The sequence below is a fragment of the Mesorhizobium sp. M7A.F.Ca.CA.002.05.1.1 genome, assembly GCF_003998335.1.
GTDB lineage: Bacteria > Pseudomonadota > Alphaproteobacteria > Rhizobiales > Rhizobiaceae > Mesorhizobium.
Genome location: NZ_RZQI01000075.1, coordinates 1 through 12,217, shown reverse-complemented (window position 1 = coordinate 12,217; position 12,217 = coordinate 1). Strand labels below are relative to the sequence as shown.

At 64.2% G+C, this 12,217-nt stretch carries 9 protein-coding genes; 3 read left to right on the top strand and 6 right to left on the bottom strand.

Features of this window, described 5'->3' with window-relative positions; genetic code table 11:
• Window positions 1-3,250, bottom strand: a 3,250-nt coding sequence (locus tag EN939_RS06350) for an inverse autotransporter beta domain-containing protein (protein ID WP_206528266.1), incomplete at its 3' end; no start/stop codon positions are given.
• Window positions 3,251-3,508: 258 nt separating this feature from the next.
• On the opposite strand from EN939_RS06350, the gene EN939_RS06345 reads away from it, so the two are divergent.
• Window positions 3,509-4,075, top strand: coding sequence for an invasion associated locus B family protein (locus tag EN939_RS06345; RefSeq protein WP_236382972.1), 567 nt, complete (start codon window positions 3,509-3,511; stop codon window positions 4,073-4,075).
• 68 nt (window positions 4,076-4,143) lie between these two features.
• Entirely contained in the window at window positions 4,144-5,388 is a 1,245-nt protein-coding gene (locus EN939_RS06340) for a M24 family metallopeptidase (RefSeq protein ID WP_127267339.1), read from the top strand.
• Between the two features lie 226 nt (window positions 5,389-5,614).
• Here EN939_RS06340 and EN939_RS06330 read toward each other — a convergent pair whose 3' ends face one another.
• From EN939_RS06330 to EN939_RS06305, 5 genes are all read right to left on the bottom strand, one after another.
• The gene (locus EN939_RS06330; RefSeq protein WP_127267338.1) at window positions 5,615-7,051 is read right to left on the bottom strand and encodes an amidase; all 1,437 of its coding nucleotides are present in this window, start codon (window positions 7,049-7,051) and stop codon (window positions 5,615-5,617) included.
• Window positions 7,052-7,252: 201 nt separating this feature from the next.
• Complete coding sequence (locus tag EN939_RS06325; RefSeq protein ID WP_127267337.1) at window positions 7,253-8,344, bottom strand: Gfo/Idh/MocA family protein; 1,092 nt, start codon at window positions 8,342-8,344, stop codon at window positions 7,253-7,255.
• Window positions 8,345-8,607: 263 nt separating this feature from the next.
• On the bottom strand, window positions 8,608-9,771 hold the full coding sequence (locus tag EN939_RS06315; protein ID WP_127267336.1) for an ABC transporter substrate-binding protein: 1,164 nt from the start codon (window positions 9,769-9,771) through the stop codon (window positions 8,608-8,610).
• 71 nt (window positions 9,772-9,842) lie between these two features.
• On the bottom strand, window positions 9,843-10,691 hold the full coding sequence (locus EN939_RS06310) for an ABC transporter permease (protein ID WP_127267335.1): 849 nt from the start codon (window positions 10,689-10,691) through the stop codon (window positions 9,843-9,845).
• On the bottom strand, window positions 10,688-11,515 hold the full coding sequence (locus tag EN939_RS06305) for an ABC transporter ATP-binding protein (protein WP_127267334.1): 828 nt from the start codon (window positions 11,513-11,515) through the stop codon (window positions 10,688-10,690). Before EN939_RS06305 ends, EN939_RS06310 begins: the two co-directional genes overlap by 4 nt.
• A 337-nt stretch (window positions 11,516-11,852) precedes the next feature.
• Here EN939_RS06305 and EN939_RS06300 point away from each other — a divergent pair.
• Window positions 11,853-12,217: MurR/RpiR family transcriptional regulator (locus EN939_RS06300; RefSeq protein ID WP_164750896.1), on the top strand; the 365-nt coding region annotated here is incomplete at its 3' end.

The window sequence follows — 12,217 nt, the reverse complement described above, 5'->3', positions numbered from 1 at the left end:
TCGCTCCACCGAACGTGGCGCTGCCGCCGCTCATGCCGGAGATCCCCACCGCGCTGGTAGCAGCGGTCTGGTTGATGGTGCCGTTGTAGGTGACGTTGGGCGTCGAGTTGCTGATGGAGAAGGCGTTGCTGCTCGTGTTGGCGATGGAACTCCCGACCCCGAAGGTCAAGGTTCCGCTGGAGCTGCCGACGATGCCTATGCCTACGCCGCCGCCGGTGATGTCGAGATCGTCGAAGGTGGCGATGCCGTCGAAATTGTTGGCGGACAGCGCCGCACTGGTGGCGTTGGTGATCTTGGTGTTGCCGGTGAAATTGACGGTCGCGCTCGAACCGACAAGCACGATGCCGGTTTCAGATGCGGTCTGGACGGTCAGGTCGTCGACCGAGACCGTACCGGCCACTCCATCGAGGAAGAGGCCGGTTGCGACATTGCTGACCGTCACGCCCTGGACGGTCAGGCCATTTGTGCCCAGGCCGTGGATGCCGGCGGCGGCGCCCCCGGAAATATTGAAATCGAGCAATGTGTTGCCGTTGCCCAGCGTCACGACATCGCCGGCGCCGGAACTGGTCAGCGTTGCCGCGCCCGCGGAATCCGAGATGGATTCGTCATGATGGACGTTGGTGCCGGTGACATTCAACGGCACCCCGCCGAGCGAGAACGCGCGGCCGTTGCCGAACGACGCCAGTTCCTGCCCGTCGCTCAGCGAGAAGCCGGTGGCGTCGTCGATCGTCCCGCGGTTGACCAGGACAATGATGGCGTCGCTGGCGGTAATGCTGTCGGCATAATCGATCGAGGCGAGGTCGGTGATGGACGTGCCGCCGCCCGAAGCCCCGGCCGCGACGAAGATGTAATTGCGCAGATCGTAGAGTTGCGGGCCGGTAAACTGCGTCGTGCCGAAGGCGTAGTGGCCGCTGCCCTCATTGAGCCCGCGCGCATCGAGCGAGGCGGTGATGCCGGAGATGGAGCTGGAACCGCCGCCGAAGGTAAACTCGGCGTTGGCCGTGGCCCCCGGCGTTCCGGCAATGCCCAGCCGCACGCCGGTATCGACATTGGCGATGACGCCACCAGCGGTGATGGTGATCACCGCGCCGCCGACGCTCGGCGAGGTCAGGTCGATGCCGATCGAACCGGCGGCACCGGTACCGGTGATGTTGAGCGACTGCGCGGTGAAATTGGTTTTGCTGCCGGAGAAATCGACGCCGGTGCCGACACCCAGTCCGGAAATGACGATGTTGCCGGTGACCACCGCCGCATTGACGCCGGCAAACGAGATGCCGTCGGCGCCGGGATTGGTGATGCTGATGTCGCCGAAGCGGATCGCCGCCGGCGAATCCGAAATGGCGATCGCCGGTCCGGTCGTGTCGGAGATCGTCGTCGCACCGTTGACGGTGAAGCTGCCCGCGACATTCTCGAGCACGACGCCCGACGTGCCGCCGCTCTGGCTGATCGAGTCCAGCACCACATGAGCGGTGATCGGATCGATGAAGACGGCGGTGCCGCCATTGCCCGATATTGTGCCGCCGGTGGTGGTGAACGTCCCGCCGGTCGACGTGCCCTGCACGGTGATGCCGCGGTCAGTATTGTCCTGCGCATTGATGGTGGCGAAGGTGTAGGTGCCCTTGCCGCTGATATCGAGACCGTCGTCGAGATTGCCCTGCAGCAGCGTCGTGCCGGTGAAATTGTAGGTGCCGTCGCCTTCGATGTGCAAGCCATCGAGGCCGTTGCCGGTGGCGGTGAAATTGGAGCCGGTGATGCCGGTCGAGCTGCCGGTGAAGTCGGCGCCGTTGCCGCCCGCACCGGTGACCGTCACATTGGTCAGCGTCGCGCCGGTGATGTTGTTGCCGAAAATGCCGTCGGCGCCGCCGGTGATGGTGATGCCGTTGAGCGTGTTGCCGTTGCCCAGCGTGATGACCGGGTTGGCGACGTTGGTGCCCTGGATCGTGCCGTCGCTGCCGCCCAGGTTGAAGGTGCTGGTGCCGCCGCCGAAAAGCCTGGCGGTGACGCTTTCGCCGCCGCCGATGACGGTCTGTCCATTGGCAAGCGTCACGCCGCCGGTCGTCAGATTGCCGTTGCCGCCAAGCGCGACGACAAAGCCGTTCGCACCCGACTTGGTCACGGCGTCGTCCAGAGTCGTCGGGTCGGCCAGCGTGCCGGCGCCGGCGAGGCCGCCATCGGCGAAATAGAACTTGCCGAAGGCGGCATTGGTGGCGGCGTTGATCGCGACACGCGTCGTCGAGCCGCCGGTCAGCGTCTGCGACTGGACGCGGACCCCGATATCGCCACGCACGCGTTCGTTGACGCGCTTGCGCAGGCCTTCGCTGACCGGATAGACCGGCTCCGGCCCGTTGTCGGCCCCATTGGCCGCATTGTCCGAGCCGCTGCCGGGATTGAACGGGATGTTCAGCCGCACGCTGCCGGCGAACTGGGTGTCGTCGCGATTGTCGTTGCGGACCTCGCCGGCGAAGACCAGTTCCGTGTTGCTGCCGAAGACATCGCCGATCGTATACTCGAACCCGGCCTTGGCGCCTGTGACGCTGCCGTCGTCGCCATGCGGATCCTCGAAGTGATAGCCGCCGATGTCGAGCCGCAGCGAATGCTTGTCGGGCAGGGCGACCGGCACCTGCGCACCGATCTCGCCCTCGATGCCCCACGCGGCGTAGTCGCGGTGGTCAAGGACCGAGATCTGCTCGATCAGCTGGTTGCTGACCATCGACAGGGTCGAACTGGTCGAGTGATCCGTCGAATCGCCCTTGATCGGCAGATAGACGTTCACATGCGCATCGAAATGTGGCGTGATCGCCTCGGCGCCCAGCGTGGCGGCGGTGAACTGGGTGGAGTTGTAGTTCTCGAGGTTGAGATAGGCGTAGCCGCCGATCATCAGGTCCGGGTTGACGATGCGGCGAATGCCGAGGCCGACATCCTGGCCGGAACCATCCTTGAAATCATGCTTGGCCCGGACATCCAGGAACAGCACGGATTCGGCCGTCTGCTTGAGCGGGATGAAACCTTCGAGCGCGCCGTTGCCGCCATTGTTGTCGGCGCCGATGATGGCGCGGATCTGCGGCTGCCACAGGCCGTTCGGATCGGCATGGGCCGTCAGACTGGAAAGACCGAGCGCCAGCGTCGTCAGCGCCGTCGTCTTCCAAAGATGCCTGGCGATTTGCGAACGGCGATAGCCAGCGCGAATGTGGAAATCCTCCCCACGCGCCGCTATCTCACCAACTTGCCGAGAAGTCTCGGTAGTTCCCATCCCTGGCGAGTCCTTCGGGGACTACACGCGCCCCGTGTAGATTCTTACTCGAATTCTATTGTATAGCGAGTCCTGGCCGATCCGATTTCTAGAGCTTTCCTGCAAAATTGCTCGCTGTGTCTGAAAGGCCACAGTAATTTCGCCGGCTTGCTTGCCTCCGGCTCGGCTTTCGGAACAGTCGCGAGTGTTGTATCAAGCCATGCTCGGGAGAATACCGGGGCGCGGCGAGGAAACATGCAAGGCATCCGGCAAAACAACATGGCACTTACTTTAGACAAGTCTAATTTACTTGGCGTGGCCGCGGGGCTGGCCGCCCTGTGGCTTGGTCTGGCCGCCGGCCCAGCCCTTGCCGAAGATGCCAAGCCGGCCCAGCCAAAGCCGGCTGAAACCAATGCAAAACCGGCCGATGCCAATCCGTGGGCGGTGAACTGCTCCTCCGGTTCGGCGACCACCGAGCTTCAGTGCCAGGTGTCGCAGAACCTGACCGAGGCCAAGACCGGGCAGCGCGTGCTGACCGTGACCGTGCGCCGCGACAACGGCAATGGCAGCCTCGCCATGCTGCTTGCCCTGCCGCACGGCCTGTTCCTGCCGTCCGGCGCCTCCTTCCAGATCGACCAGGGCCAGAAGACGACGATTGCCATCCAGACCAGCGACCAGAACGGCGCCTATGCCGCCACGCCGTTGTCGGCGGATCTCATCAAGGCCATGAAGTCCGGGACCAATCTGAACATCGGCATGGAATCGGTCACCCGCAAGCCGGTCACCATCCCGGTGTCGCTGGCCGGCTTCACCGCCGCCGTCGCCAAGCTGGAATCGATCAAGTAGCTGCTGTCAGCGGCTTGATTGTGCGCACCCGGAATGCTCCGTTGCCGCTTCGGACAGTGGAGAAACCCATGACAGGCTTTGTCGATCGCCAGCGCGCGGCGCAACTGATGGACCGCGCCGGCATCGAGGCGCTGGTGCTGTGCGCGCCTGAGGCCTTCCACTATGCGACCGGAGCCTCGATCGGGCCGTCGGGACTGTTCCGGCGCGCCGGCGCCGGCTTCGTCGTCATCCCGGCTGGCCAAGACTTGCCGGTGGGCGTCGTGGTGGCGGATTTCAATGCGGGACAGCTGCAACTGGCTCTGTCGGATGCCGTCATCCGCAGCCACCCGATCTGGATCGAAACCGCCACGCTTGACGCCTCGACCGCAGGGCAAGGGCTGGCGCAACGCGTCGAGGCCGGCCTTGCCTCGTCTGGCCGGGCGCCTGGTTTTTCCCGGCCGGCAACATTCGAACTTGCCCGTTCCGTCCGCGAACTGAAGGAGATCCTGAGCGGGTTCGGACTTGAGCGCGCAAGGATCGGCGTCGATCTCGATTTTATTCCCGCCGCCGATCTCTCGGTCATGCAGGCGCTGCTGCCGGGCTGCACGATGGTCGACGGCTCGGCCGTGCTCGACAGGTTGCGGGCCATCAAGTCGCCGCGCGAGATCGATCTGCTCCAGCAAGGCATCATCCTGTCGGAAGCCGGGCTGGAGCGGCTGCAGGTCGATGCCATGGCCGGCATGCGTCAGGGCGATCTCATTGCCCTCTATCGGCAAGGCGTCGCCACGGCCGCGTCCGGCCTGTCCCATCCGGTCGCCACAGCCGAATATGTGACGCTGGGCGCGAAGGCCAAAAGCACCGATGCGAAAGCCATGCCTGGCGATCCGCTGAAGTGCGACATGGTCTGCACGGTCGGCGGCTACGCCTCCGACATGTCGCGCAACTTCACCTTCGGATCGCCATCCGCCGAGCAGGCCGAACTGCACGCGATCGCCGAGCGGGCCTTTGACGACGGGCTGGCAGCGCTTGTTCCGGGAGCCACGCTCACCCACGTGCATCGCGTCGCCACCGACAGCCTGGCGCGGCAAGGGCTGCGCACCTACCGCCGCGGTCATTTCGGCCATGGCGTCGGCCAGTCGGTCTTCTCGGAGCAATGGCCGTTCATCGCCGCCGATAGCGATGTCGTCATCGAAGCCGGCATGGTGCTGGCCTTCGAGATCCCGCTCTACATAGACGGCCTCGCCAGCTTCAATCTCGAGGATCAGTTCCTGATCACACCGGACGGGGCTGTCGCCATGAACCGCTTGCCGAGACGGCTGGAGAGGATTGGGTAGCGAGGGCGTGGTCGTTTTTCAAAGATAGCGCTCTACGGCGCCCCCCTCTGCCCTGCCGGGCATCTCCCCCTCAAGTGGGGAGATTGACTGTTTCGGCGTCGGTCTTCGTCTTCAACGTCGAATATTGGCGAAGGTGGTCGTAGCAGCCGATCTCCCCACTTGAGGGGGAGATGTCCGGCAGGACAGAGGGGGGCGCCACGGAACTCGGTGGTGAGGTGGCCAGCACCTAACCACTCACCGGTGGCCGCCGATCGCTCCACGGCATCTCCTGCTCCAGCTGCGCCGACGCGGCCAGCACCGTTGCCTCGTCACCGTAGCGGCCGACCAGTTGCACGCCGATCGGCACGCCGTCTTTCGACCAGCCGAGCGGCAGCGAGATCGCCGGCTGGCCGGAGATGTTGAAGGGGAACGCAAACACCGAATCCGCCCACTTGGCGTTGTAGCGGTCGATGTCGGTTTCCGACATGTCGTAATAGCCGAACGGACGCGGCAGCTGCGTCAGGGTCGGGGTGATGAAGATATCGTAGGCGCCGAGGTCGCCGACGATGTCGCGGCCGACCTGCCTGAGCTGCTCGACATCGGAGATGTGCCTGGTGCCGCTGGTCGAGCGGCCGCGCTCGATGATTGCCCAAGTCACCGCCTCGACATCGCCTGGCGTCACCGGCCGGCCGATCACCGTCTCAAGGTAGTCGAACGTCGCCGCCGTCTGCACGCAGGTCATGTTGGTGTAGGTCTTCCACACAGCGTTCGCGTCGAGCGGCATATCGTGCTCCTCGACGTCGTGGCCGAGCCGCTCGAGCGCAGCCACGGTTGCCAGCACCGCCGCCTTCACCTCCGCATCGATCGCCGTGCCGTTGGGTGGCGTGACGGAAAAGCCGATGCGCAGCTTCTTTGGCGCCCGTGCCGACAGGCTGAGCCAAGAACCATCGGGCACCGGCGGCGTATAGGGGTCGCCCGGCAGCGCGCCGGCAACCGCGTCGAGATAGGCCGCCGTGTCGCGCACGGTGCGCGAGCAGCACAGGAAGTACGCGCCGCCATACCAATAGTCGCCGAACGGCGCGAGGCTGACGCGGCCGCGCGACGGTTTCAGCCCGACGATACCGCAGCAGGAGGCCGGAATGCGGATCGAGCCTGCACCATCGCTGGCCTCGGCGATCGGCACCATGCGCGAAGCGATGGCCGCGGCAGCGCCGCCGCTCGAGCCGCCGGGCGTGATGCCTTCCTTCCACGGGTTCTTGGTCACACCGTAGAGTTTTGGTTCGGTGGTGATCGACCAACCGTTCTCCGGCGCGTTCGACTTGCCGACCAGCACCAGCCCGGCCGCCTTCATGCGGCGAACGACCTCGGTGTCGAAATCGGCAACGACATCCCTGAGGTAGAATGAGGAGTTGGTGTTCGGTGCCCCGGTCCAGGACGAGGCCAGCTCCTTGAGCAGGAACGGCACGCCGGCGAAGGGCGCTGATGTGTCGATTGTCTCGGCCTGGGCGCGCGCCATGTCGTAGAGGCGATGGATGACCGCATTGAGCGTCGGGTTGAGCCGCTCGACCAGCGTGATCGCCGCCTCCACCAGTTCCCCCGGTGAAACGTCGCCCCGCTTCACAAGTGCCGCAAGGTCGAGCGCGTCGGACTCGGCATAGGTTTTCAGCAGACTTTCGGTGACCATGTCTCTCTCCCGTCGTTCGTTGATCTTGCCAACGTTGGCGCCGCCCCTCAGCCGCCTGCCGGCACCTTCTCCCCGTATAGTGACGGGGAGAAGGGAGACGCTCCAACGCTGACGACCCCCTCTCCCCGTTCTTCACGGGGAGAGGGTAAGGGTGAGGGGCAGCGCCGGCCTGAAACGATTGCCGCCAGCAGCCGGATTGCGTCAGGCCAGGTCGATGGTCCGCCCGAGTGCGATGCTCTGTTCAGCGGCCAGCACGATGCGCAGGCTGTTGACCGCCGCATCCATCTGCTCGGTGAGGTCGAGATCCTCGCGGATGGCGCGCAGGAAGAAGGCCTGCTCGCGGTCGCAGAGCTCCTGGTGGCCGGGCTCGTCCTCCATGCTGACGATCTCGTCGGGCTTCGAGAAATTCTTGTCGCCGTCGACCTGAGCATAATGGATCTTCAGCGCATCGGTCTTGGTGTGGCGGTCGATGTCGGCGGAACTCGAAACCTCTGCAAGTTCGGCAGCATTGCTTGCCTGCTGGCCGGCGACGATCGACACCGCGCCCTTGGGGCCGACCACGTCCTTCACGAAATAGGCCGTTTCGCTCATCATTGGGCCCCAGCCCGCCTCGTACCAGCCGACCGAGCCGTCATCGAAGGTGACGTGCAGGTGGCCGTAATTCTGCTTGTCGGCTTCCGCCCAGAGCTTGGCGCCGATGCCATGCACGCGCACCGGCTTGGCGCCGGTCAGCTGGCACATGACGTCGACATAATGGACGCCGCAATCGACGATCGGGATCAGCGAATCGATCAGGTTCTTGTGCCAGTGCCAGGCGCTGCCGCTGCTCTGCTGGTTGAGGTTGAGCCGCATCACCAGCGGCTTGCCGAGCGTCTTCCCGACCTCGATGAACTTGATCCATGACGGGTGGACGCGCAGGATATAGCCGAGCACCAGCTTGCGGTTCTTCGCCCGCGCCGCCGCGACAACCTTCTCGGCATCCTCATTGTTGGTGGCGAGCGGCTTTTCCATGAACACATGGCAGTTGGCGGCGATTGCCTTCAGCGCATATTCGGCGTGGGTGTTCGGCCAGCTGTTGATCGACACCGCGTCCGGTTTTGTTTCCTTCAGCGCCTGGTCGAAATCCTCGTAGAGTGGGTAGCCGGCTAACTCTCCCGGAATCTTCGTGTTGCTCTTGATCGAGCGGCTCATAATGCCGACGATCTCGAAACCGTCGAGCCGGTGATACGCGCTGGCATGCGACGCACCCATATTGCCGAGACCCACCACCAGCACTTTTACTCTGTCGGACACCGCTGCCTCCCAAATTCTTGATTAAATCACAGGCGGCGCTGTTGCCGTCGCCCGCATGTTTATCCAGGACAATCACCTTAGGTTGGCGCCGCCCCTCATTGCCCTGCCGGGCATTTCTCCCCGTATAGTGACGGGGAGAAAGGGCTGGCCGCAATGTTGGCGATTGGCGAAATCATCAACGACAGCGTCCCCTCGCCCCGTTTACGGGGAGAGGATGCCGGCAGGCAGGTGAGGGGCGGCGCTGACCTGGACAATTGCCAGCCCTACTTCACCGCCGAATCGAACTGATGCGCCTTGATCTTCTCGACATCGAGCGCGGCAAAACCTTCCGACAGCTTGACGCCGTCGGCATCGGCCTTGACCTTGGCCTTGTCGAAATCATTGGCCGGGCCGATCAAATCGTTGGTGCAGACATCCTCGGCCTTCACCGGAGCGGTGATCTGGCCGATCTTGTGGATTTCGTCGAAGAAGCCCTGCCAGCTCGCCATGTCGTGCGAGCCCCAGCCGCCGCGTTTGTCCATGTCGCCGCGGAAGACGTTGATCTGCTGCAGGATCGAGGTGGTGCCAAGCTCCGGCCCGAGATTCTTGGCCAGCGTCGGGAACTGCTCGAACACCGCTTCGACCGCCGCGCGGGGATTCTGGTAGCCGAATTCGAGGCCCATCGCCCAGCCGCGCAGGTACTTTTCCAGCAACGCCTTCTTGTCGGCGTCCTCCAGATCGGCGGCGCGCACGACGAAAGTATTGGCCGGCAGCTTTGAGTTCTGCACGCCGAGCCAGTATTCGAAGTCGAGCCCCTTGGCGATCCATTCGGCGCGTAGGCCTTCCCACGACAGGGCAGCGTCGCCCTGGCCGCCGGCAAGAGCCGTGCCCCATGTCGGCCAGCCGGCTTCGACATATTTGACCTTCTTGATGTCGACGCCCTGCGCCGCCAGCAGCGGGTCGGTGATCGACTGCCAGGCGGCGGAGCCGAGCAGGATGGTCTTGCCTTCCAGCTTCTTCAGATCGTTCGATCCCTCGCCCTTGCGGAAGGCGATGCTGAACGTGTCGCGGGCGCCCATATGGAACACCGACTTCAGCTTCATGCCGTTCTGGATGGCGAAAGAGAACACGCCGGGCGACGGGAAGCCCATATCGGCCTGGCCGACATCGACGAACTTCACCGTCGCGGTGCCGTCCGACGGCCCCGGCTGCATGTCGGTGTCCAGCCCATCGAAATAGCCGGCCTTCTTGGCTGCCCAGTAGGGATAGTCGTCGAGCACTTCGAGCGTGCCGCGCGGCGAGATCCAGGTGAATTTTCCGTAGGGTTCGGCCCTGGCCTTGAGGCCGGTGGCGCCAAGCGCCGTCGCGGTCACCAGCCCGGCGCCGGTCACCTGCAGGAAGTAGCGGCGGCTGATGCCCGCCGGGCTGATGGAGTTTTCTTTGGTCATAGCATTCCCCTTTTTTGTTTGATGTCAGTCTCTTGCCGCCGCCTCCCGGGCGCGCCGTCATATCCCTGTGTTCAAGCCTCCCAGCTCGCCCATTTCTTGCCGATCAGGAAGAACAGCACGTAGATCAGGATGCCGAGCGTCGACAGGATCAGCACCACGGCGAAGAACTGCGGCATCTGGATCATCGACGAATAGGTGGTCAGCCGGTTGCCGAGGCCGAAGCCGCCGCCGACCATTTCGGCGCCGACCGCGGTCAGCAGACCGAAGATGGCGCCGATCATCAGCCCGACCAGGATCATCGGCAGCGCCATCGGCGCTCGGATTTTCCAGAAGATCTGCAGGGTGCTGGCGCCATAGGAGCGTGCCAGCGCGATCTTGGCGCTGTCGACGCGGCGAAAGCCGGTGGCGGCATTGATCATCACCATCGGCCCGGCGGCCAGCGCCACCGCGATGATGCGCGGCGTGTAGCCGAAGCCGAAGCGCAGGATCAGAAGCGGCACCAGTGCCAGCATCGGCGTGGTGACCAGAAGCAGGATGTAGGGCGCGACGATCTTCTCGGCGAACGGAAACTGGGTGATGACGGCGGCCAGCACCAGGCCGATGATGGCGCCGATGGTGAAGCCGGACACCAGCTCGACGAGCGTGTAGCCGAGATGCGGCGCGATCAGCGGGAACTCGTCGAACAGCGCATAGGCGATCGAGCTCGGCGGCGGCATGATGTAGAGCGGCACGTGGAACAGCCGCAGCGCCAGTTCGATGCCGCCGATGATGATCACCGCCACGGCAAGAATGGCCGCCACCTCCTTGCCCGACTTGATGCCGGGGCCGCTGGCGAAGGCCGACAGATTGGTCAGGCTGACCTCGTGGCCGTCGGCAGACTTGGATTTGGAGAATTCCGGAATGGCGTCGCCTCCGCTCACGGCCTGATCCTCACGATCTCGGCGCTCGCGCGCTCCGGCGCTTTTGGCCGCGTGCGTTCGCCGACAATGTCCATCTTGATACGGTTGGTGAGGTCGAAGACCTCCTTCGTCGCCATGATCTCCAGCGAGCGTGGCCGCGCAAACGGCACGCGATATTCCTTGGCGACGCGGCCCGGCCGGGCGCTCAGCACCACGACCCGGTCGGAGAGGAAGATCGCCTCCTCGATCGAGTGGGTGATGAAGACGATCGTTGTCTTGGTGTCGAGCCAGATCTCCTCGACCAGCCGGTTCATCTCCTCGCGGGTGAAGCTGTCGAGCGCGCCGAACGGCTCGTCCATCAAAAGCACCGAGGGCTTCAGCGCCAGCGCCCGCACGATCGCCGCACGCTGCTGCATGCCGCCCGACAGCTCACGCGGAAACTTGCCGCCGAAGCCGTCGAGCCCGACCCGGTTGAGCAGATGCGCGATCCACGCCCGGTCCGGCTTCTCGCCCTTGATCTCGAAAGGGAAGCGGATGTTGGCGTCGAGATTGCGCCACGGCAGGAGGTTCGCCTCCTGGAAGACGATGCCGATATCGGGATGCGGACCGGTGATGGCCTTGCCATCGAGCCGGATCTCGCCGCTGGTCAGGCTGTGCAGGCCCGACATCGACCACAAGAGCGTGGTCTTGCCGCAGCCGGAAGGGCCGACGATCGAGACGATTTCATTGGCGCTGACATCTAGGCTGCAGCGGTCCAGCGCCAGCAGGTCGCCGGAGGCCGTGTGATAGATCTTGGTCGCTGCCTGCACGCCAAGCTTCGGCTTTTTTGCATCGCCCGTATTCATCTGCCCCCCGGGAAGATTGCGCGATGATCCATTGGCTCATCCCCAGCGAAAATCAGTCTGTAACTATCCTACTTTCCTGTCAAGCACCGACGATGGCCACCGTATCAGGAAAATCGATTAGTATGCCTATCTGCTTGTTTTAATATCGGTTTTGCGGCCTTGAAATGCATGTTGCTTTCCTACATACTTCGGAACTGACACGGATCGGAGAGGACCGGAGGAAGGTGATCTTTACCCTACGACACGCTGCGGTTGCGATGCGGTCGGGCGCGTGGAGCCAGGGCGTGCAAACATGCTAAGACGGCAGCCTCGCAACCCAGGGAAAGACCAGGACCCCATGAACGAAGCTGGCAGCCAGGACGAGCCTGTTCCAGGCCAGGATACCGAGGGGCGCGATCCTGTCCGGCGCATTCCCGACATCATCTCGCTGGTCAAGGATTCCTACAGCGAATTGCGCCCGGCCGAACGGCGTGTCGCCGATGTCGTGCTCGACGACGTCAAATATGCCGTCGACGCCTCCAACGCCGCCCTTGCCCAGCGCGCCGGGGTCAGCGAACCGACGGTGACCCGGTTCTGCCGCGCCATCGGCTGCGAGGGCGTGCGCGACTTCAAGCTGAAGCTGGCGCAGAGCCTCGTCGTCGGTGCGCTCTATCTGGCCAAGTCGCCCTCCGTCAGCAATGACAATGGCATGCCGTTCTGGAA